Source organism: Pseudomonas sp. HMSC066A08 (assembly GCF_001813025.1).
GTDB lineage: Bacteria > Pseudomonadota > Gammaproteobacteria > Pseudomonadales > Pseudomonadaceae > Pseudomonas > Pseudomonas aeruginosa.
In genome coordinates this window covers 424,486-443,437 of sequence record NZ_KV811290.1, presented here as the reverse complement: position 1 = coordinate 443,437, position 18,952 = coordinate 424,486, and the positions used below count along the sequence as shown (strand labels likewise).

Here is an 18,952-nt window from a genome sequence, read left to right as displayed (position 1 = left end):
GTATTGCTCTCTCGGCGGGAGGCGCCGCAAGCGGCGCCACCGCGGGTTGATTCGAATCATTCGGCCTTCGGCTGCTCGCGCAGGCGAATGTGCAGCTCGCGCAGGGCCTTGCCGTCCACGGAACCCGGTGCCTGGGTCATGACGTCGCCAGCGCTCTGGGTCTTCGGGAAGGCGATCACTTCGCGGATCGACGATGCACCGGTCATCAGCATGACCAGGCGATCCAGGCCGAAGGCCAGGCCGCCATGCGGCGGCGCACCGTACTTGAGCGCGTCGAGCAGGAAGCCGAATTTCTCTTCCTGTTCCGCCTCGTCGATGCCCAGCACGCGGAACACAGCCTGCTGCATGGACTTGTCGTGGATACGGATGGAACCGCCGCCCAACTCGGTGCCGTTGAGCACCATGTCGTAGGCGCGGGAAAGCGCCGCGCCCGGATTGGCCTCAAGCTCGGCCGGGGTGCACTTGGGCGAGGTGAACGGGTGGTGCAGCGCGGACAGCGAGCCGTCGTCGTTCTCCTCGAACATCGGGAAGTCCACGACCCACATGGGCGCCCACTCCCTGGTGAGCAGCTTGAGGTCATGGCCGACCTTGATACGCAGCGCGCCCAGGGCATCGCAAACGATCTTGCCCTTGTCGGCGCCGAAGAACACGATGTCGCCGTCGACCGCGCCAACGCGATCGAGGATCACGTTCAGGTTGGCCTCGGGGATGAACTTCACGATCGGCGACTGCAGACCTTCCACGCCCTTGGCGCGCTCGTTGACCTTGATGTAGGCCAGGCCCTTGGCACCATAGATGCCGACGAACTTGGTGTAGTCGTCGATCTGGCTGCGCGGCATGGAGGCGGCGCCCGGTACGCGCAGGGCGGCGACACGCCCCTTCGGATCGTTGGCCGGACCGGAGAAGACCTTGAACTCCACGTCCTTCAACTGGTCGGCGACGTCCACCAACTCCAGCGGGATGCGCAGGTCGGGCTTGTCCGAACCGTAGCGGCGCATGGCCTCTTCGAACGGCATGTGCGGGAACTCGTCGAACTCGACATCCAGCACTTCCTTGAACAGCTGGCGCACCATCTTCTCGGTGATGCCGATGATGTCGCTCTCGTCGAGGAAGCTTGTCTCGATGTCGATCTGGGTGAATTCCGGCTGGCGGTCGGCACGCAGGTCCTCGTCACGGAAGCACTTGGCGATCTGGTAGTAGCGATCGAAGCCCGCGACCATCAACAGTTGCTTGAACAGCTGAGGCGACTGCGGCAGGGCGAAGAAGTGGCCCGGGTAGGTACGGCTCGGCACCAGGTAATCGCGCGCGCCTTCCGGCGTCGGTCGGCCGAGGATCGGGGTCTCGACGTCGAGGAAGCCGTTGTCGTCCAGGTAGCGGCGAATGCTGCTGGTGATGCGCGCGCGCAGCTTCAGCTTGGCGGCCATTTCCGGACGACGCAGGTCGATGAAGCGGTAGCGCAGGCGGGTTTCCTCGCCCACATCGGAGTATTCATCCAACGGGAACGGCGGAGTCTCGGCCTGGTTGAGCACTTCCAGTTCGTAGCCCAGCACCTCGATGGAGCCAGACGCCATGTTCGGGTTGCGCGCGCCTTCAGGGCGCAGGCGCACCTTGCCGGTGATCTTCACCACGAACTCGCTGCGCACCCGGTCGGCCTTGGCGAAGGTTTCCGCACGGTCCGGATCGAACACCACCTGGGCCAGCCCCTCGCGATCGCGCACATCGAGGAAGATCACTCCACCATGGTCGCGGCGGCGGTGAACCCAACCGCAAAGGGTGACTTCCTGGCCGTCCAGGCTCTCGTTCAGTTGGCCGCAATAGTGGCTGCGCATCATGGTGTGGTTCGCTTCTCGTAAGTCTTGGATTCTGTGGAGCCGCCGGCTGCCTGGCGACCATTGCCGGGCTCGCCGGCCCTGACCGGGCACCGGAACCATCGGTACGCCCCTGGAAGGACATCTCCCGCACTGCCCGGTGAACGGCAACGGCGAAGCACCCGCATCCGGGCCCACTTCGCATTGAAGGCGGGGATTATAGCCTGAAAAATCCATGGCTTGCAGCCAGCCCCGCCGGCCTGTCGCGCGGGAAGCCAGGCCGTTGAACGGAAGCATTTCGCCACCCTCTGCGAACCATTCGCTTGACCGGGCAGTCGGAATAGACTCTCCCTATCGCCGCCTTTGACATAGACCAAGAGCGCTGGGAAAAACCCTGTGTTAGCCTCACTCCAACTGTTTCGGAGTGCCCCATTCACAAGGCCGACTGAAAGGAGAACGCCATGGAAATCAATATCGGAATCGGCGAACAGGATCGCGCAGCCATTGCCGAGGGCCTGTCGCGGCTACTGGCCGACACCTACACCCTCTACCTGAAAACCCACAACTTCCACTGGAACGTCACCGGCCCGATGTTCAACACGCTGCACCTGATGTTCGAAGGCCAATACACCGAACTGGCCGTTGCCGTGGACGACATCGCCGAGCGCATCCGGGCCCTGGGCTTCCCGGCGCCCGGCACCTACGCCGCCTACGCCCGCTTGTCGTCCATCAAGGAAGAGGAAGGCGTTCCGGAAGCCGAGGAGATGATCCGGCAACTGGTCCAAGGCCAGGAAGCCGTGGTGCGCACCGCCCGCAGCATCTTCCCGCTGCTGGACAAGGTCAGCGACGAACCCACCGCCGACCTGCTCACCCAACGCATGCAGGTGCATGAAAAGACTGCCTGGATGTTGCGCAGCCTTCTTGCCAGCTGATCGTCGATCGCTCGATAGAAAGCGGGGCCCGCCTCAGGGTCCCGCCCTCCCCCTCCGGCGCCAACCGCTTGATTTGAGTAGCCTCCTGCTTTCCTGTTAAATAGCCGCCGTGCGTCACGCGCATAGGCCGGCCGTCCTTCCGCACCTTTCGTTTCATGCACCGAAGCGCTGTCCGGCTACTTGATCGTTACCCCATCAAGGTGAACTCATTGACATGTTGAAAATCGTCCTTCTGGTCACGGGCGTCGCCGCCCTATTGCTGTCCTTCATTCCCAGCCTAAGAACCGAAGCCACACCCTTCCTGCAACATCCCGATGCCATCTACCTGGCCATTCTGGGCCTGATCAACCTGCTCTTCGCTCCCGTACTGCAATCGTCACATCCAACCCGCCCGCTGCAGGCCGGCGCAGCCGCCCTGCTTGTCCTGGGCGTCGTCCTGCAGGCACTGATCCTGCTGGCGCCGCTGCCGACCATCGCCGACCAGCCGGCGATCGTCCTGCCCCTGCTAAGCCTGGTGCTGGCCACGGCCCTGCAACTGGCGGGCAGCCTGAAGCCCGGCAAACCGGTCTCGCGCGGCGCCAGCACCCCGGCGGCCCTCGGCGGTAGCCAGGACAGCGGCAACCGAGAGACCGGGACCGTGAAGTGGTTCAACACCTCAAAAGGTTTCGGCTTCATTTCCCGCGACTCGGGCGAGGACATCTTCGTCCACTTCCGAGCGATTCGCGGCGAAGGCCACCGCATCCTCATCGAAGGCCAGCGCGTGGAGTTCTCGGTGGTACAACGGGACAAGGGCCTGCAGGCGGAAGACGTGATCGCCTCCCGCCGCTGACCGCCGCGAAAAACAGAAAACCCGCCGAACGGCGGGTTTTTTGTGCATTCAATAATGGGGGGGAGGCGCTTCGTCTTCCCCCGCCTCGCCCACCAGTCCCTGGACGTCTTCCAGACGCTTGATCAATGCCGCGACCTGAAGCTGCAGTCGCTCGATACTGCGCTGCTGCGCGACCACCACATCGTTGAGAGCCTGCAAAGTGTCATCCTGGAAAGCCTGGCGGCATTCCAGGTCATCCATGCGCGCATCCAACTCCATCTAGGCCTCCCCGGCAAAACGGAAGCCGTCGGTCAGCACCATCCGCAACTTGCCGCGGATCGCCTCGACCTGCTCGGAAGAATAAGGCCGAGCCGGATGGCGCCCCCAGACAGGGCCGGGCCAGGCGTCGTCGCCACGTCGCCGGACGATCACGTGCATGTGGAGCTGGCTGACCACATTGCCCAGGTTAGCGACATTCATCTTGTCCGCACGGAAGGTGTCCTTGAGCACCTCTGCCAGCAGCGTGGCCTCGCGCCACAGCGCGTGCTGGTCATCGACATCGAGCTGGAACAGCTCGGTGACATCCTCCCGCCTCGGTACCAGGATGAACCACGGATAGCGGGCATCGTTCATCAGCAGCAGGCGGCTGAGGGGAAAGTCGCCGACCAACAGGGTGTCCTGCTCCAGCCGGGGATCCAAAGCGAACATACTGACCTCTCCTGTTCGACCGTCATTCATGGACAGCTTAGCCCCCCTCCGGGAAGGGCCCCGCTGCAACTGCCGCGCAGGATACTTCGCCGCCCGGCCAAAGCAAGCCCACACATCCGCCCGCCCCAGCTTGGCGCGCCTCTCCAGCCGAACGCCCCATAAGATGCCGGTCGAATGAATACAGCGCGACGCCGAACATAAGACATGCCGTGGATACAAACGCATTCGCCACAGACAACTCGATGGCAACCAACCCTCGAAGCAGACGGATTACAATCAGGTTTCAAAGCATAATTCGTTTGCTTTCAAACGGAACAGCTTCGCTCTCGAAGAGACCAACTGGAATACATAGGCGAAGCCGTTTTCCAATTTGTGCACGGAGTTTGCTTATACCTCTTTCATCACAGTAAGAGGGGCCGAACGGAGCATGACATTTTTATTACAAGACCCCGCCAACCGGGAAAAGCGACTTGAGAAGCGACCTCAACAAGAGTGACCAACCCCGCGACATACGTCATTTTTTCAACTGCGCACCTACGCAGATGCGACATGCGTCATGCAATTTTGCGACAGCACGGTAAAGAATCCGTCGCTTCGGAACCTCAACTATCGCCAAGAAACACTGCGTGCTATAAGTTAGCGCCGACAAGAAGAACTAGCCGTCACTGCGGCACTGTGATGGCAGAGATAATTTCAAAACCAAAGGAGCAATCACAATGAAAGTGATGAAGTGGAGCGCCATTGCACTGGCGGTTTCCGCGGGTAGCACTCAATTCGCCGTAGCCGACGCGTTCGTCAGCGACCAGGCCGAAGCGAAGGGGTTCATCGAAGACAGCAGCCTCGACCTGCTGCTCCGCAACTATTACTTCAACCGTGACGGCAAGAGTGGCAGCGGGGACCGCGTCGACTGGACCCAGGGCTTCCTCACCACCTACGAGTCCGGCTTCACCCAAGGCACCGTGGGCTTCGGCGTCGATGCCTTCGGCTACCTGGGCCTGAAGCTCGACGGCACCTCGGACAAGACCGGCACCGGCAACCTGCCGGTGATGAACGACGGCAAGCCGCGCGACGACTATAGCCGCGCTGGCGGCGCCCTGAAGGTGCGCATTTCCAAGACCATGCTGAAGTGGGGCGAAATGCAACCTACCGCGCCAGTCTTCGCCGCCGGCGGCAGCCGCCTGTTCCCGCAGACCGCGACCGGCTTCCAACTGCAGAGCAGTGAATTCGAAGGGCTCGATCTCGAAGCGGGCCACTTCACCGAAGGCAAGCAGGGCACCACCACCAAGTCGCGCGGCGAACTCTACGCGACCTATGCAGGCCAGACCGCCAAGAGCGCGGACTTCGCCGGCGGCCGCTACGCGATCACCGACAATCTCAGCGCCTCCCTGTATGGCGCTGAATTGAAAGACATCTATCGCCAGTATTACCTGAACACCAACTACACAATCCCGCTGGCCTCCGACCAGTCGCTGGGCTTCGACTTCAACATCTACCGCACCACCGATGAAGGCAAGGCCAAGGCCGGCGACATCAGCAACACCGCCTGGTCCCTGGCCGGCGCGTACACCCTGGACGCGCACACCTTCACCCTGGCCTACCAGCAGGTGCATGGCGACGAGCCGTTCGACTACATCGGCTTCGGCGAGAACCGTTCCGGCGGCGGCGGTGACTCGATTTTCCTCGCCAACTCCGTGCAGTACTCCGACTTCAACGGCCCCGGCGAGAAATCCTGGCAGGCCCGCTACGACCTGAACATGGCCTCCTACGGCGTTCCCGGCCTGACCTTCATGGTTCGTTACATCAACGGTAAGGACATCGACGGCACCAAGGTCGACTCCAGTTCCTCCTACGCTGGCCTGTACGGCGAGGACGGCAAGCACCACGAGACCAACCTGGAGGCCAAGTACGTCGTCCAGGCCGGCCCGGCCAAGGACCTGTCGTTCCGCATCCGCCAGGCCTGGCACCGCGCCAATGCCGACGAGGGTGAAGGCGACCAGAACGAGTTCCGCCTGATTGTCGACTATCCGCTGTCGATTCTGTAATCGACCGACAGGCAACGAAAAGACCCGGCATCGCCGGGTTTTTTCTTCTCGGCGGCAAGGCGCCTATAAAGGAAGGGCGTAGGTACCGGTCACATGGGCCACCAGGTCTTCCTCGCGACTCTGCGAAAACACACCGACCTCACAGACGACCTGGCGCCGCCCCAGCTTGAGGATGCTCGCCTCGGCCAGCAGGTCCTCGGGCCTGGGCTTGCTGAGGAAGTTGATGTTCAGGTTCGAGGTCACGGCCATTTCCACCGCCCCGAGGCGACCGAGAATGACCGCGTACCTGGCTGCATCGGCCAGCGCCATGATGGTCGGGCCGGACAGCGTGCCACCGGGACGCACCAGCTTGTCGTGGAACGGTATGCGCGCCAGCGCATGTCGTTCGTCGAGGCGCTCCACGCGAAAATCGATGTCCTCGGCCATGGGCAACCCCATGCGGATCAACGCCTGTACCTGCGCCGCGTTCATTGCCTGCTGACTCCTCATCATCGATGCCCGGCGCCCTGTACGCAGCCAGACCGGCACCGTACAATGCCCAGCCATTCCTCCCGATACAACCGACATAACGGCCAAAGATGCGTACCAGTCAGTATCTGCTTTCCACGCTCAAAGAAACCCCCGCCGACGCGGTGGTAATCAGCCATCAACTGCTGCTTCGCGCCGGCATGATCCGTCGCCTGGCCTCGGGTCTCTACACCTGGCTGCCAATGGGCCTACGGGTACTGCGCAAGGTCGAGACCATCGTCCGCGAGGAAATGAACGCTGCCGGCGCCCTGGAAGTGCTGATGCCGGCGGTGCAGCCGGCCGAGCTGTGGCAGGAATCGGGGCGCTGGGAGCAATACGGCCCTGAGCTGCTGCGCCTGAAGGACCGCCATGAGCGCGAATTCTGCGTAGGCCCGACCCACGAAGAAGTGATCACCGACCTCGCGCGCAACGAGCTGAACAGCTACAAGCAACTGCCGATCAACTTCTATCAGATCCAGACCAAGTTCCGCGATGAGATCCGCCCGCGCTTCGGCCTGATGCGCGGACGCGAATTCATCATGAAGGACGCCTATTCCTTCCACCTGAGCCAGGACTCGCTGCAGCAGACCTACGACGGGATGTACCAGGCGTACAGCAAGATCTTCTCCCGCCTCGGCCTGGATTTCCGTCCCGTGCAAGCCGACAACGGCTCCATCGGCGGCAGCGGCTCCCATGAGTTCCACGTGCTGGCCAACTCCGGCGAGGACGATATCGTCTTCAGCGACAGCTCCGACTACGCCGCGAACATCGAGAAGGCCGAAGCCGTGCCGCGCGAAAGCGCTCGCGGTGCCGCCAGCGAGGACATGCGCCTGGTCGACACGCCGAATACCAAGACCATCGCCGCCCTGGTGGACGGCTTCCAGCTGCCGATCGAGAAGACCATCAAGACCCTGGTGGTGCATGGCGCCGAAGAAGGCACCCTGGTCGCCCTGATCGTCCGTGGCGACCACGAGCTGAACGAGATCAAGGCCGCCAACCAACCGCTGGTGGCCAGCCCGCTGGTATTCGCCTCGGAAGCCGAGATCCGCGCCGCCATCGGCGCCGGCCCCGGCTCGCTGGGCCCGGTCAACCTGCCGATCGCCTGCATCGTCGACCGCTCCGTCGCGCTGATGAGCGATTTCGCCGCTGGCGCCAACATCGAGGACAAGCACTACTTCGGCGTGAACTGGGAGCGCGACCTGCCGCTGCCCGAGGTCGCCGACCTGCGCAATGTCGTCGAAGGCGACCCCAGCCCGGACGGCAAGGGCACCCTGGTGATCAAGCGCGGCATCGAGGTCGGTCATATCTTCCAGCTTGGCACCAAGTACAGCGAAGCGATGAAGCTGAGTGTCCTGAGCGAACAGGGCAAGCCGGTCAACCTGATCATGGGCTGCTACGGCATCGGCGTATCCCGCGTGGTCGCCGCCGCCATCGAACAGAACCATGACGATCGCGGCATTCTCTGGCCAAGCGCACTGGCGCCGTTCCAGATCGCCCTGGTACCGCTGAAGTACGAAACCGAGAGCGTCAAGCAGGCTACCGACAAGCTCTATGCCGAGCTGACCGCAGCCGGCTTCGAAGTGCTGCTGGACGATCGCGACAAGAAGACCAGCCCCGGGGTGAAGTTCGCCGACATGGAGCTGATCGGCATTCCCCACCGCATCGTGATCAGCGACCGCGGCCTCAGCGAAGGCATCCTGGAATACAAGGGCCGCCGTGACAGCGAGTCGCAGAACCTGCCGATCGGCGAACTGATGTCGTTCATCACCGAAAAACTCAGCCGCTGAGCGTAACGATGCCCACCGGAAAACCCCTGCGCCTATTCGCCGCCGCCCTGTGCGGCGGCCTTCTGCTGAGCGGCTGCGCCAACCAGTTGCCGCAGCGTAGCGAGCATGAGGAGCGCGTCGAGCGGAAGCTGCTCGAACACACCCTGCAAGTCGATGTCGGCCAGCCCGATGTGCTCGAACTGCCGCAGCGCCGGGTCCGGATCAACGACCAGAAGTCCTTCGAGGTCACCGAGTTCGAGGTGACGCGCCGTTACGACCGCTATACGCCGTACCAGGCCTGGCGGGAGATCTACGAGATCCCGTTGGGCGCGCTGGCGCTGGTGGCCGGCGTCGGAGCGAACATCGTCAACGTGGTGACCTTCGGCAGCGTACCGGACAATATCACCCACGGCTGGATCAACTATGGGCTGGCCGGGGTGAATCCGTTCATGAACGTGGAATCCAACGGTCGCGCCGAACAGAATCTCGCGAGCATCGACGAGAAACAGCGCGACAAGCGCCTGGAATACTCCAGCCTGCCCTGGGCTGAGCGTCCGGTCATGGTCAGTTCCGGCAAGGAACTCAACGAACTGCTTACCGACCGTCATGGCGTGCTGCGCCTCAACCTGCTCGACAGCCCCTTCGCCGAACAGGACATCAGCCGCATCTCGCAGATACATCTTTCGGTGAGCGACCCGCAGGATGGTACCCGCGCCGATGCCAGCCTCCGCGTCAGCCGCAGCCTGCGCGGCAAGCTCCTGGAAGCTCACGCCCTGATCTATGACGACCTGGAAGGCGATGACGTCCACCACTGGGTCCATCGGGTGAAACGCCTCGCGGAGTTGGGCCTGGAAGAAGAAGCCAGCGAACTGGAACAGAGCCTGATCGAACTCACGCGCAACGACCCCGAACTGCAGCAGCAGTTCATGCATGCCCTGCTCCGGGATGCCGGACGCCTGGCCGCGGACCCTGGCGAGACGCCCTGACGGCGAACTCGCCTCGTCAGCGACGGACGACGAAGCCAGCGATCCCCTGCAGCGGCATTTGCTCGACCTCGACCGCAGAGACCTCCGCGTGCCGCGGGCCCCGCCCCAGCCATCGCTCCAAGGCTTTCGCCCGGTCCTCCTCGCCCTCCCAGACGACTTCGACACGCCCGTCATCCAGGTTTCGCACCCAACCGTCGAGTTCGAGGCGATCAGCCTCTTCCCGGGTCGCCTGGCGGAAACCGACGCCCTGTACCCGGCCGCCGACATAGGCATGCAAGCAGATCTTCGCCATCAGCGTCCCTCCCGCAAAGCCTCGAGCTGTTTCAATATGCCATCGGCCGTCTGCTCGCCCAGCAGACGCTGACGCATTTCCCCCCGAGCATCGACGATATAGGTGACAGGCAACGCTTCGCTGCGAGGGAGCTTGAAGCGAGGCGCCGGATCATCGGCCAGCACGGTGAAGCGAATCCCCATGCCATCGGCCGACTTCTTCAACTCGGCATCGCGCAGGCCATCGAAATTCACGCCAATGACGCGCCCGCCCTGCCCTTCCAGCACCTGCGCAAGGCGATTCATCTCCGGAATCTCGGTCCGGCAGGGCGCGCACCAGTCAGCCCAGTAATTGACCACCAGCCAATGCCCGTCCAGCCGCTCCGCAGCGACAGGACGCCCGTCCTGGTCGACTCCGTAATCCGCCGAACAGCCCGCGAGAAACAACACCGCAGCAGCGCCCAGCGGGCGTAGCCAACTCCCCATGTCAGGAACCTCTCGAGTCAGGAAAACATTGGCCGGACCAGGGCAACCCGGCGCGACACTATGGCGAGACCTTACTGGAAGCCATCCACCTCTGCAAAACCGAGTGGAGACGAATATGGGAAGAAGAAGCCCCGATACTTCCTACAAGGTACAAAGTGCGAGAAGAGTCACGACGATCGCCGTCGAACCGCACAGTTTGACGCAAAGGACCACCCCTATAATCCGCGTGCCACACACGACGCGACGACTCAACCGGCCGTATGCCCAGGCATCGGCAGGATCGACTTGGGGAGAAGTCGAGAGCGACGAGTCCGAAGCCCTTTTAAACGGACACACTGCTGCTTATGAAAGACCATCTGATCGGAAGCGTCCCCGCACACCTGGTGGATGCCGCACGCCCGACCCTGACAGCCCACGAGGGCCTGGTCGCGGACTACAACATTGCCGCCTGGCTACATCTTCCGGATGCCTGCGACCTGCTGGTGTCACTGGTGGTCAGCTATCTGGATGGCGGGCGCCAGCGCGAAGTGGCGGTGGATCACGGACGAATCGACCGCCAGCAACGCATCCTGCTTTCCGGCATTGCCCGCCTGCCCGTACGGCAGAAAGTGGAGAACATGCAGGTACGCCTGAAGTCGGCGACGGCCTTTTCCCGACTGGTCGTGGAGGAGTTCTTCGTACAAGCGGTGGAGCAGGAAAACAGGACCCAGCAGCTGTCCGAAGCTTGAGCCGGATCGCTCAGCCCTGGCGCACCTGATCGAGCAGGGGTTCGTCCCGCACTTTCTCAGGCGACGGTTCGCTGAGGCTGCGCGCCGGCACCAGCGACTCCGGCCAACTGCTGAACTGCAGCCCGGTAATCCGGTTCAAACGCTCAAGCGCTGCCTGCTCATCCTTGTGATGCAAATGGACGACCTTGTTCGACATTGGGGGCATGAACGGGAACCTCGGCGGAACTACGGAGTGAAACGACTGTCACACGAGGGTTTGCCAGAAGCGTGCCAACAGCGCTTTCCCTGCGCTTGCTGGGATTCCTCCGGCAGAATGCAGCGCCTCATGCACATCGTTCGCCGCAAACTGACACTTTACGTCACCTTCACTCCCGAGGTTCCGTCCGCCAGCCAGTGGGCCAGGCTTTCACCGAACAGCGCCTCCTGCTCCACCTGCAAGCGCTCCATGGCCTGCTGGAACGGCGGATACCACGCCTCGTCCAGATTTGCAGGCATGCGCTCTCGGCTGGGCATGGGCCAGGGGCAGCGATTCAGCAAGCGGTGCAGACTGTAGGCGCCAAGATCCCGGCACAGCACCCACTCGCCTCCGCCGGCGCGGCAGACGAACTGCTCCTTCTCGAGAAAGTCCAGCAGTTCCTCCCACTCATCCTCGGGCAACAACCAACCCGCACGATGCAAGTGGGTCAGGCGCAGCGATTGTCCAAGCTGCTGTCGCTGGTGGAACACCCTCAGCACGCCGAGCAGGACGATCAGCTTGGGCAGCGAGCGCCGCCGCCAGAGACGGGAAGAAGAGAGATTGCAGACCAGCACCGCGCCGAATAGAACGATCATCCAGGAAAGATAGATCCACAGCAGGAAGATAGGCACGGTGGCGAAGGCACCGTAGATCAGCTGGTAGCCGGGAAACAGGCTTACGTACAGCCCGAACAGGGTTTTCGCGGCTTCGAACAGTACCGCGGTGAACACGCCGCCCATCAGGGCATGGCGCACCGGGACCCGGGCGTTCGGGACCGCCGAATAGAGCAGGGTGAAGGCTGCCACGCTGAACGCCAGCGGCATCAGCCCCAGCAGCGTCTCCGCGCCCGGCAACGCGTCCGGGCCATGGAGCAGCGACAGCGAAGCGATGTAGGTGGTCACGGCGAAGCCGGCACCCAGCAACAATGGGCCCAGGCTGAGGATCGCCCAGTAGAGGAGGAACCGCCCGACACCGCGGCGTGGCTGGCGAACCCGCCAGATCTCGTTGAAGGCTTTCTCGATGGTCACCAGCATGGTGAAGGCGGTGACTGCCAGAAAGACCACCCCGACCCAGGTCAGGTGCCGGGCCTGGGTGGTGAAACTCTTCAGGTAGGTTTCCACCGCCTCTCCAGCGGAAGGCACGAAATTGCGAAAGATGAAAGTCTGGATCGACTCGCCCATGCCATGGAACGCCGGAATCAGCGAAAGCATGGAAAACATCACCGTCATCATCGGCACTACCGCGAACAACGTGGTGTAAGTCAGCGCCGCCGCGCTGTTGGGAGCCTTGTCGGTGACGAAGCGATGAGCAAGGAAGCGAGCGAACTCGACCCCATCGTTGAAATGTTCGCGCATGCCCTCTCCTTGAAGTCGCGCCGGTTCTTCGCCTCTCGGGGCGGTACTTCGCGCCGACGGGTTCAGTCCTGGTCGACGAGGCGGTTAGAATAGCCGTCACTTCACCGGCCATGCGACCCCTGACATGAGCGAACTGATCCTGTTGCACAATCCGCGCTGCTCGAAATCCCGCGCAGCGCTCGAACTGCTCGAAGCCCGCGGCCTGCAACCGCAGGTGGTGCGCTACCTGGAAACCCCGCCAAGCGTCGCCGAGCTGAAAGCGATCCTGGCCAAGCTCGGCATTCCCGCCCGCCAGTTGCTGCGAACCGGGGAGGACGAATACAAGGCCCTCGGCCTGGATGAGCCCAGTCTTGGCGAAGAGGCCATCATCGAGGCAATGGCCAGGCATCCGAAGCTGATCGAGCGTCCGGTGCTGGTCGCAGGTGACAAGGCGGTGGTTGGCCGGCCTCCGGAAAGAGTCCTGGAGATCCTCGCTTGAGCAGTCCCTACATCCTGGTGCTGTACTACAGTCGCCATGGCGCTACCGCGGAAATGGCCCGGCAGATCGCCCGTGGCGTCGAACAGGGCGGTTTCGAGGCCCGCGTACGCACGGTTCCCGCGGTATCCACCGAATGCGAAGCGGTCGCCCCGGACATCCCCGCGGAGGGGGCGCTGTACGCATCCCTGGAGGACCTGAAGAACTGCGCGGGCCTGGCCCTCGGCAGCCCGACCCGCTTCGGCAACATGGCTTCCCCGCTGAAATACTTCCTCGACGGTACCAGCAGCCTGTGGCTGACCGGCGGCCTGGTCGGCAAGCCGGCAGCGGTCTTCACCTCCACCGCCAGCCTGCACGGCGGCCAGGAGACCACTCAGTTATCGATGCTGCTGCCGTTGCTGCACCACGGCATGCTGGTCCTGGGCATTCCCTACAGCGAACCCGCCCTGCTGGAAACCCGCGGCGGCGGCACGCCTTACGGCGCCAGCCACTTCGCCGGCGCCGATGGCAAGCGCAGCCTCGATGAGCACGAACTGACCCTGTGTCGCGCGCTGGGCAAACGCCTGGCGGAAACCGCCGGCAAGCTGGGGAGTTGAAATGGCCCGCAAGAACAAACCGCTGCCCGAAGTAGCGTGGCTGCAGCCGCGCCTGGCGCTCAGCCGTGCCATCAGCCTGGGAAGCTTCGTCGGCCTGGTCCTGCTCATCCTCATTCGCGATCTGATCTACGCGGACGCCCATGGTGCGGCGAGCTGGGTGCCCTGGCTGGTCCTCGCCTTCAAGCTGCTGCCGCTGCTGGTGGTGGCCCCCGGACTGCTCATGGGCAGCGCGCGCGGGCATGCCTGGGCCTGCTACGTGGTCAACCTGTATTTCATCCTCGGCGTACTCGCCGCCTTCGATCCCACGCAGCGCCTGTTCGGCTGGGCCGAAGTGCTACTCAGCGTGACCTTGTTCTGCGCCGCGCTGCTCTATACGCGCTGGCGATTCCAGTACGACCGAAGGGTCGCCGGAGAGCGCTGATGGTAAGGCAGGAGCCCCCTCCTGCCCTGCCTGCGCCGCTTTCCAGTGCCGACCAGTCTGGCGCTGCCGGTAAATCTGCGGACAGCCAGCGCTCCGGTATTGCCGGCGCATGAATGGAGAGACGGATAGAAGGCGGTCACTTCCTGCCGCAAGCGAAACCCAAGGACTGCGGCACGGCCATGTGGGAGTTCGCCGACGGACTGTCGACGCTTACCAGCCGAGGGTCTCCTTGAGGAAAGGAATGGTCAGCTTGCGCTGAGCCTGGAGCGAAGCGCGATCCAGTTGCTCCAGCAGATCGAACAGAGAGTTCATGCTGCGCGAACCGCGGTTGAGGATGAAACGACCGACTTCATCGGTCAGATGCAGGCCACGACGGGATGCCCGCAGTTGCAGGGCACGAAGCTTGTCCTCGTCGGAAAGACCGTGCAACTGGAAGATCAGCGCCATGGTGAGGCGGGACTTCAGGTCCGGCAGCTTGACCTGCAGCTCCCGGGGCGACTTCGATGCCGCCAGCAGCAGGCGCCGACCGGTATCGCGCAGTCGATTGAACAGGTGGAACAGCCCCTCTTCCCACTCTCGCTTGCCAACCAGCACATCCAGGTCGTCGATGCAGACCAGCTCGCACTGCTCGAGATCGTCGAAGATTTCCGGGCCGTACTGCACCAGATCGGCCATCGGCAGGTAGATGGTTCGCTCTTCGAACTGCTCGAAACGTAAGCAGGCCGCCTGCAGCAGGTGACTGCGGCCGACGCCGTCGTGCCCCCAGAGGTAGATGAGGCTTTCCGCCCAGCCAGCCTCGGCTTCGCACAAACGCTCGACATATCCCAGTGCCGCGGCATTGGCACCGGGATAGTAGTTGGCGAAGGTGGCGTCGTCGCGCAGACGCACACTGAGGGGAAGCTGAATAGGTTTCATGCCAGGCTGGGCGGACAATCCGAAAACGCCGCAGGAGTCACCGTAAAGGCTGCAAAGTTTATACGCCTCGGCAAGGCCGCACAATGAGCAACTAGGCAAGCAAAATCAAAGGTTTGCCGATAGCCGAGGCTCCTTGCCCAGAGCATCGGCCGGTCGCGCGCCGGCCCGCTCCGTTGCATAGGAGCAGATCGGCGCGCCGACTCACTGCCAGCGGAAATTCAGTTGGGTCGACGACGGCACCGCCGCGCTGGGCGCTGCGGGCTGGCCGGAGGCATCCACCGGTACGCTGTCGGCCGGGACTTCCTGCAACTGCGCCAGGCCCAACTGGGCACGCAATTGCTCGGGACTGGCCTTCACGGAATAGTCGAGGCGATCGCCCCGCACGCCTACCAGGCGCGCGCCGAACGGATCGAGCAGGCGTTGCAACTCGGCATAGCGTGCCAGTGTCGCGCCCTGGACTTGGAGGGTCAGGCCGGTCGCCGCTCCCGGCGTGGCAACGAAACGAGTGGACAGGCGGTTGCCGACGGCCAGCATCACGCTGTCTGCCAACGCGTCGGGCGTAGCGCCTTCAGCCTGGCCTTGCTCTCGCGAATCGCCCATCCACAGCCGCCATTGCGCCTGCCATTTGCCGTCCGCCTCCTTGGCGTCCACTGCCAGCAAGGCATCGACGGCATAACGCTCGGAGGCTGCGCGCAGGGCATCGGGTTGGGCGGCGGTGAGGTTCTCCGGGGTACCGACGATCTGTTCGTCGAGATCCGCCAGAGGCAGGCGCAACGGCAAGCCGCGGTTCTGTGCCGCACGCTTGAGCGGTTCGGCCGAGGCCTGGTTGTCACCGACCAGGGAGCTGCCATCGGCGCTTTCGTTCAGCCACCAGGCCAGCACCGCTGGCCGGTTGGCGCCCCAGCTCGGCAGGCCGGCGGCCCGCAACGCATTACCGGTGGCGGTCGGATCGAAATCGACCACCAGCGCCAGCGGCGGACCATTTTCGAAGGCGTACTGGCTGATCAGTTGCTGCGGATCCTTCAGGTACCCCGCCAATGCCGGGTTCTGCGGCGCCTGCGGATTGCCGGTCAGGCGCACCAGCAGGGTCTGTAGGGCTCGCACCAGTCCGGCATCGCGCTCCCCGGGCTGCTGCGACGAAACCGGCTCGTGGACCTGGTAGAGATTGGGGACCGTTGCCGCGAAGACGGGCAAGCCTAGCAGGGAAAAATAGAGAACGAAGAGTCGGGCTATGCGCATGGAGGGCTCTCGACGAACGGATGGGAACGGCGGCGACGAGCTGTGAAGGCCGCGCAAGTGGACCTATACCTTAAACAGCAGTCCGTTCAGCGGCAACCGAGATGGCCGCTGCGTGGCAAGCCTGATAAAATCGCGCGCCTTCAAAACCGGCAAACAGCGTTGCACGCTTGGGCGGCCGGCCGATCTCCGAATTACCCCTATAGGCCTGGATTTATGAGCAGCAAGCAACCCTCGTTGAGCTACAAGGACGCTGGTGTGGACATCGACGCCGGCGAAGCCCTGGTGGAACGCATCAAAGGCGTGGCCAAGCGCACCGCACGCCCGGAAGTGATGGGCGGCCTCGGCGGCTTCGGCGCCCTCTGCGAAATCCCGGCCGGCTACAAGCAACCGGTGCTGGTATCCGGCACCGACGGGGTGGGCACCAAGCTGCGCCTGGCGCTCAACCTGAACAAGCACGACAGCATCGGCCAGGACCTGGTGGCGATGTGCGTCAACGACCTGGTGGTCTGTGGCGCCGAGCCGCTGTTCTTTCTCGACTACTACGCCACCGGCAAGCTCAACGTCGACGTCGCCGCCACCGTAGTCACCGGCATCGGTGCCGGTTGCGAACTGGCGGGCTGTTCTCTGGTCGGCGGCGAGACCGCCGAAATGCCCGGCATGTACGAAGGCGAAGACTATGACCTGGCCGGCTTCTGCGTCGGCGTCGTGGAAAAGGCCGAGATCATCGACGGCTCCAGGGTCCAGGCCGGCGACGCGCTTATCGCCCTGCCCTCCTCCGGCCCGCACTCCAACGGCTACTCCCTGATCCGCAAGATCATCGAGGTTTCCGGCGCCGACATCGAGCAGGTCCAACTCGACGGCAAGCCGCTGGCCGACCTGCTGATGGCGCCGACCCGCATCTACGTCAAGCCGCTGCTGCAACTGATCAAGCAGACCGGCGCGGTCAAGGCGATGGCTCACATTACCGGCGGCGGCCTGCTGGACAACATCCCGCGCGTCCTGCCGGACAACGCCCAGGCCGTGATCGATGTCGCCAGCTGGAACCGTCCGGCGGTATTCGACTGGCTGCAGGAACAGGGCAACGTCGACGAGACCGAGATGCATCGCGTACTCAACTGCGGCGTCGGCATGGTCATCTGCGTGGCCCAGAGCGACGCCGAGAAAGCCCTGGAAGTCCTGCGTGCCGCCGGCGAGCAACCCTGGCAGATCGGTCGCATCGAAACCTGCGGCGCGGACGCCGAGCGCGTGGTCCTGAACAATCTGAAAAACCACTGATGCCGAAACTCTGCAATGTCGTGGTGCTGATTTCCGGCTCCGGCAGCAACCTGCAGGCGCTGATCGACAGCCTCCGGGACGGCGCCACGCCGGCCCGGATCCGCGCGGTGATCTCCAACCGCGCGGACGCCTATGGCCTGGAACGCGCGCGCCAGGCCGGCATCGAGACCGAGGTGCTCGATCACAAGGCCTATGCCGATCGCGAAAGCTTCGACCAGGCCCTGGCACAACGAATCGATGCCCATGACCCGCACCTGGTGATCCTTGCCGGGTTCATGCGCATCCTCAGCGCCGATTTCGTTCGCCATTACCAGGGGCGACTGCTGAATATCCATCCCTCGTTGCTGCCGCGCCACAAAGGGCTGCATACCCATCAACGCGCCCTCGAAGCCGGCGACCGCGAGCACGGTTGCAGCGTGCACTTCGTGACGGAGGAACTCGATGGGGGGCCACTGGTCGTACAGGCAGTAATCCCGGTAGAGTCGCAAGATACGCCGGAACGCCTGGCCAGACGGGTTCACGAGGAAGAACACCGGATCTACCCGCTGGCCATGCGCTGGTTCGCCGAGGGCCGCTTGCGCCTGGGCGAACAGGGCGCCCTGCTGGATGGCCAGGCCCTGCCTGCCACCGGCCATCAGATTCGCACCAAGGAGATTCGCAATGCGTAAAGCCATGCTGTTCCTGCTGACGCTGCTGACCCTGCCGGCCTATGCCTTCGAGCTGAAGCCGTTCACCGCCAGCTATACCGCCGACTGGAAACAGATGCCCATCAGCGGCAATGCCTCCCGCAGCCTGAAGGCTCTCGGCGACGGCCGCTGGCAACTGGACTTCGAGGCCTCCATGCTGCTGGCCAGTCTCAACGAAGTCAGCACCTTCAAGGTCGAGAACGACACCTTCCTGCCACAGACCTACCGCTTCGCCCGCCAAGGTCTGGGCAAAGGCAAGCAGATCGAGCTGGACTTCGACTGGTCGCAGAAGCAGGTTCTCGGCAGCGACCGCGGCGATGCGGTGCGGCAACCCCTGAATCGCGGCCAACTGGACAAGTCCACCTATCAACTGGTCCTGCAGCATGACGTTGCCGACGGCAAGAAGAGCATGAGCTACCAGATCATCGAGGGCGAGGATGTCGATACCTACGACTTCCGGGTTCTCGGCGAGGAAAAGGTACGCACCCAGGCCGGCCTGATCAACGCGATCAAGGTCGAGCGCGTGCGTGATCCGGGCAAGAGCAACCGCAAGACCATCCTCTGGTTCGCCAAGGACTGGGACTATCTGCTGGTCCGCCTGTACCAGATGGAAACCGACGGCAAGGAATACCAGATCATGCTCAAGGAAGGCACCATCGACGGCAAGACCGTCACTGGCGAAAAGAGCTGACTCCCCCTCTCCCACGAAAAGCC

General features: G+C 63.4%; 22 protein-coding genes. 12 read left to right on the top strand and 10 right to left on the bottom strand.

Going from position 1 to position 18,952, the window contains the following annotated elements:
* Positions 1-56 precede the first annotated feature (56 nt).
* Entirely contained in the window at positions 57-1,832 is a 1,776-nt protein-coding gene (gene aspS, locus HMPREF2886_RS11340; protein WP_033976601.1) for an aspartate--tRNA ligase, read from the bottom strand.
* 437 nt (positions 1,833-2,269) lie between these two features.
* Between aspS and HMPREF2886_RS11335 the strand changes: the two genes are divergently transcribed.
* Both HMPREF2886_RS11335 and HMPREF2886_RS11330 read left to right on the top strand, forming a co-directional pair.
* Complete coding sequence (locus HMPREF2886_RS11335; protein WP_003086103.1) at positions 2,270-2,740, top strand: Dps family protein; 471 nt, start codon at positions 2,270-2,272, stop codon at positions 2,738-2,740.
* Between the two features lie 214 nt (positions 2,741-2,954).
* Positions 2,955-3,569, top strand: coding sequence for a cold-shock protein (locus HMPREF2886_RS11330; protein ID WP_033976600.1), 615 nt, complete (start codon positions 2,955-2,957; stop codon positions 3,567-3,569).
* Between the two features lie 48 nt (positions 3,570-3,617).
* Here HMPREF2886_RS11330 and HMPREF2886_RS11325 read toward each other — a convergent pair whose 3' ends face one another.
* Together HMPREF2886_RS11325 and HMPREF2886_RS11320 are read right to left on the bottom strand one after the other, a co-directional pair.
* The gene (locus HMPREF2886_RS11325; protein ID WP_033971099.1) at positions 3,618-3,827 is read right to left on the bottom strand and encodes a SlyX family protein; all 210 of its coding nucleotides are present in this window, start codon (positions 3,825-3,827) and stop codon (positions 3,618-3,620) included.
* On the bottom strand, positions 3,828-4,256 hold the full coding sequence (locus HMPREF2886_RS11320; RefSeq protein WP_033971101.1) for an HIT family protein: 429 nt from the start codon (positions 4,254-4,256) through the stop codon (positions 3,828-3,830).
* A gap of 716 nt (positions 4,257-4,972) precedes the next feature.
* On the opposite strand from HMPREF2886_RS11320, the gene HMPREF2886_RS11315 reads away from it, so the two are divergent.
* The gene (locus HMPREF2886_RS11315) at positions 4,973-6,298 is read left to right on the top strand and encodes an OprD family porin (protein WP_023107107.1); all 1,326 of its coding nucleotides are present in this window, start codon (positions 4,973-4,975) and stop codon (positions 6,296-6,298) included.
* 63 nt (positions 6,299-6,361) lie between these two features.
* On the opposite strand, the gene HMPREF2886_RS11310 is transcribed toward HMPREF2886_RS11315, so the two are convergent.
* On the bottom strand, positions 6,362-6,769 hold the full coding sequence (locus tag HMPREF2886_RS11310; RefSeq protein ID WP_070747366.1) for a PaaI family thioesterase: 408 nt from the start codon (positions 6,767-6,769) through the stop codon (positions 6,362-6,364).
* A 107-nt stretch (positions 6,770-6,876) separates the two neighbouring features.
* Between HMPREF2886_RS11310 and HMPREF2886_RS11305 the strand changes: the two genes are divergently transcribed.
* A complete protein-coding gene (locus HMPREF2886_RS11305; RefSeq protein ID WP_033976598.1) occupies positions 6,877-8,592 on the top strand; it encodes a proline--tRNA ligase in 1,716 nt (571 codons plus the stop codon).
* A gap of 8 nt (positions 8,593-8,600) precedes the next feature.
* Entirely contained in the window at positions 8,601-9,557 is a 957-nt protein-coding gene (locus HMPREF2886_RS11300) for a hypothetical protein (protein ID WP_033971107.1), read from the top strand.
* A gap of 16 nt (positions 9,558-9,573) precedes the next feature.
* Here the strand turns inward: HMPREF2886_RS11300 and HMPREF2886_RS11295 are convergent, their stop codons facing one another.
* Together HMPREF2886_RS11295 and HMPREF2886_RS11290 are read right to left on the bottom strand one after the other, a co-directional pair.
* Positions 9,574-9,849 carry an acylphosphatase gene (locus HMPREF2886_RS11295; protein WP_033976596.1) on the bottom strand — a complete coding sequence of 92 codons (276 nt, stop codon included), beginning with the start codon at positions 9,847-9,849 and terminating at the stop codon, positions 9,574-9,576.
* Positions 9,849-10,313 (bottom strand): TlpA disulfide reductase family protein, encoded by a 465-nt coding sequence (locus HMPREF2886_RS11290; protein ID WP_033976595.1) that lies wholly within the window; start codon positions 10,311-10,313, stop codon positions 9,849-9,851. Before HMPREF2886_RS11290 ends, HMPREF2886_RS11295 begins: the two co-directional genes overlap by 1 nt.
* Positions 10,314-10,657: 344 nt before the next feature.
* Between HMPREF2886_RS11290 and HMPREF2886_RS11285 the strand changes: the two genes are divergently transcribed.
* On the top strand, positions 10,658-11,041 hold the full coding sequence (locus HMPREF2886_RS11285) for a hypothetical protein (RefSeq protein WP_003102388.1): 384 nt from the start codon (positions 10,658-10,660) through the stop codon (positions 11,039-11,041).
* Between the two features lie 10 nt (positions 11,042-11,051).
* Here HMPREF2886_RS11285 and HMPREF2886_RS11280 read toward each other — a convergent pair whose 3' ends face one another.
* Both HMPREF2886_RS11280 and HMPREF2886_RS11275 read right to left on the bottom strand, forming a co-directional pair.
* A complete protein-coding gene (locus HMPREF2886_RS11280; protein ID WP_033976594.1) occupies positions 11,052-11,237 on the bottom strand; it encodes a hypothetical protein in 186 nt (61 codons plus the stop codon).
* Positions 11,238-11,395: 158 nt separating this feature from the next.
* The gene (locus tag HMPREF2886_RS11275; RefSeq protein ID WP_033971110.1) at positions 11,396-12,631 is read right to left on the bottom strand and encodes a YihY family inner membrane protein; all 1,236 of its coding nucleotides are present in this window, start codon (positions 12,629-12,631) and stop codon (positions 11,396-11,398) included.
* Positions 12,632-12,755: 124 nt separating this feature from the next.
* Here HMPREF2886_RS11275 and arsC point away from each other — a divergent pair, with 124 nt between their 5' ends.
* From arsC to HMPREF2886_RS11260, 3 genes are read left to right on the top strand one after another with little or no spacing between them, the layout of a single operon-like run.
* Positions 12,756-13,109 (top strand): arsenate reductase (glutaredoxin), encoded by a 354-nt coding sequence (gene arsC / locus HMPREF2886_RS11270; protein ID WP_003120710.1) that lies wholly within the window; start codon positions 12,756-12,758, stop codon positions 13,107-13,109.
* Positions 13,106-13,702, top strand: a complete 597-nt coding sequence (wrbA, locus tag HMPREF2886_RS11265) for an NAD(P)H:quinone oxidoreductase (RefSeq protein ID WP_039027286.1) — start codon at positions 13,106-13,108, stop codon at positions 13,700-13,702. Before arsC ends, wrbA begins: the two co-directional genes overlap by 4 nt.
* Before the next feature lies 1 nt (position 13,703).
* The gene (locus HMPREF2886_RS11260) at positions 13,704-14,123 is read left to right on the top strand and encodes a DUF2069 domain-containing protein (RefSeq protein ID WP_003086072.1); all 420 of its coding nucleotides are present in this window, start codon (positions 13,704-13,706) and stop codon (positions 14,121-14,123) included.
* Positions 14,124-14,333: 210 nt separating this feature from the next.
* Here HMPREF2886_RS11260 and hda read toward each other — a convergent pair whose 3' ends face one another.
* A complete protein-coding gene (gene hda / locus HMPREF2886_RS11255) occupies positions 14,334-15,038 on the bottom strand; it encodes a DnaA regulatory inactivator Hda (protein ID WP_003102398.1) in 705 nt (234 codons plus the stop codon).
* Positions 15,039-15,239: 201 nt separating this feature from the next.
* A complete protein-coding gene (locus HMPREF2886_RS11250; protein WP_070747364.1) occupies positions 15,240-16,277 on the bottom strand; it encodes a DUF2066 domain-containing protein in 1,038 nt (345 codons plus the stop codon).
* Positions 16,278-16,490: 213 nt separating this feature from the next.
* Here HMPREF2886_RS11250 and purM point away from each other — a divergent pair, with 213 nt between their 5' ends.
* From purM to HMPREF2886_RS11235, 3 genes are read left to right on the top strand one after another with little or no spacing between them, the layout of a single operon-like run.
* A complete protein-coding gene (gene purM, locus HMPREF2886_RS11245; RefSeq protein ID WP_003109942.1) occupies positions 16,491-17,552 on the top strand; it encodes a phosphoribosylformylglycinamidine cyclo-ligase in 1,062 nt (353 codons plus the stop codon).
* A complete protein-coding gene (gene purN, locus HMPREF2886_RS11240) occupies positions 17,552-18,220 on the top strand; it encodes a phosphoribosylglycinamide formyltransferase (RefSeq protein ID WP_033976586.1) in 669 nt (222 codons plus the stop codon). The genes purM and purN overlap by 1 nt, the downstream gene beginning before the upstream one ends.
* On the top strand, positions 18,213-18,929 hold the full coding sequence (locus HMPREF2886_RS11235; protein WP_003086061.1) for a DUF3108 domain-containing protein: 717 nt from the start codon (positions 18,213-18,215) through the stop codon (positions 18,927-18,929). Before purN ends, HMPREF2886_RS11235 begins: the two co-directional genes overlap by 8 nt.
* The last annotated feature ends 23 nt before the right edge of the window (positions 18,930-18,952 follow it).

Coding starts and splice junctions, on each gene's coding strand:
- aspS (WP_033976601.1), bottom strand. CDS start 1,832: ATGATGCGCAGCCACTATTGCGGCCAACTGAACGAGAGCCTGGACGGC.
- HMPREF2886_RS11335 (WP_003086103.1), top strand. CDS start 2,270: ATGGAAATCAATATCGGAATCGGCGAACAGGATCGCGCAGCCATTGCC.
- HMPREF2886_RS11330 (WP_033976600.1), top strand. CDS start 2,955: ATGTTGAAAATCGTCCTTCTGGTCACGGGCGTCGCCGCCCTATTGCTG.
- HMPREF2886_RS11325 (WP_033971099.1), bottom strand. CDS start 3,827: ATGGAGTTGGATGCGCGCATGGATGACCTGGAATGCCGCCAGGCTTTC.
- HMPREF2886_RS11320 (WP_033971101.1), bottom strand. CDS start 4,256: ATGTTCGCTTTGGATCCCCGGCTGGAGCAGGACACCCTGTTGGTCGGC.
- HMPREF2886_RS11315 (WP_023107107.1), top strand. CDS start 4,973: ATGAAAGTGATGAAGTGGAGCGCCATTGCACTGGCGGTTTCCGCGGGT.
- HMPREF2886_RS11310 (WP_070747366.1), bottom strand. CDS start 6,769: ATGAACGCGGCGCAGGTACAGGCGTTGATCCGCATGGGGTTGCCCATG.
- HMPREF2886_RS11305 (WP_033976598.1), top strand. CDS start 6,877: ATGCGTACCAGTCAGTATCTGCTTTCCACGCTCAAAGAAACCCCCGCC.
- HMPREF2886_RS11300 (WP_033971107.1), top strand. CDS start 8,601: ATGCCCACCGGAAAACCCCTGCGCCTATTCGCCGCCGCCCTGTGCGGC.
- HMPREF2886_RS11295 (WP_033976596.1), bottom strand. CDS start 9,849: ATGGCGAAGATCTGCTTGCATGCCTATGTCGGCGGCCGGGTACAGGGC.
- HMPREF2886_RS11290 (WP_033976595.1), bottom strand. CDS start 10,313: ATGGGGAGTTGGCTACGCCCGCTGGGCGCTGCTGCGGTGTTGTTTCTC.
- HMPREF2886_RS11285 (WP_003102388.1), top strand. CDS start 10,658: ATGAAAGACCATCTGATCGGAAGCGTCCCCGCACACCTGGTGGATGCC.
- HMPREF2886_RS11280 (WP_033976594.1), bottom strand. CDS start 11,237: ATGTCGAACAAGGTCGTCCATTTGCATCACAAGGATGAGCAGGCAGCG.
- HMPREF2886_RS11275 (WP_033971110.1), bottom strand. CDS start 12,631: ATGCGCGAACATTTCAACGATGGGGTCGAGTTCGCTCGCTTCCTTGCT.
- arsC (WP_003120710.1), top strand. CDS start 12,756: ATGAGCGAACTGATCCTGTTGCACAATCCGCGCTGCTCGAAATCCCGC.
- HMPREF2886_RS11260 (WP_003086072.1), top strand. CDS start 13,704: ATGGCCCGCAAGAACAAACCGCTGCCCGAAGTAGCGTGGCTGCAGCCG.
- hda (WP_003102398.1), bottom strand. CDS start 15,038: ATGAAACCTATTCAGCTTCCCCTCAGTGTGCGTCTGCGCGACGACGCC.
- HMPREF2886_RS11250 (WP_070747364.1), bottom strand. CDS start 16,277: ATGCGCATAGCCCGACTCTTCGTTCTCTATTTTTCCCTGCTAGGCTTG.
- purM (WP_003109942.1), top strand. CDS start 16,491: ATGAGCAGCAAGCAACCCTCGTTGAGCTACAAGGACGCTGGTGTGGAC.
- purN (WP_033976586.1), top strand. CDS start 17,552: ATGCCGAAACTCTGCAATGTCGTGGTGCTGATTTCCGGCTCCGGCAGC.
- HMPREF2886_RS11235 (WP_003086061.1), top strand. CDS start 18,213: ATGCGTAAAGCCATGCTGTTCCTGCTGACGCTGCTGACCCTGCCGGCC.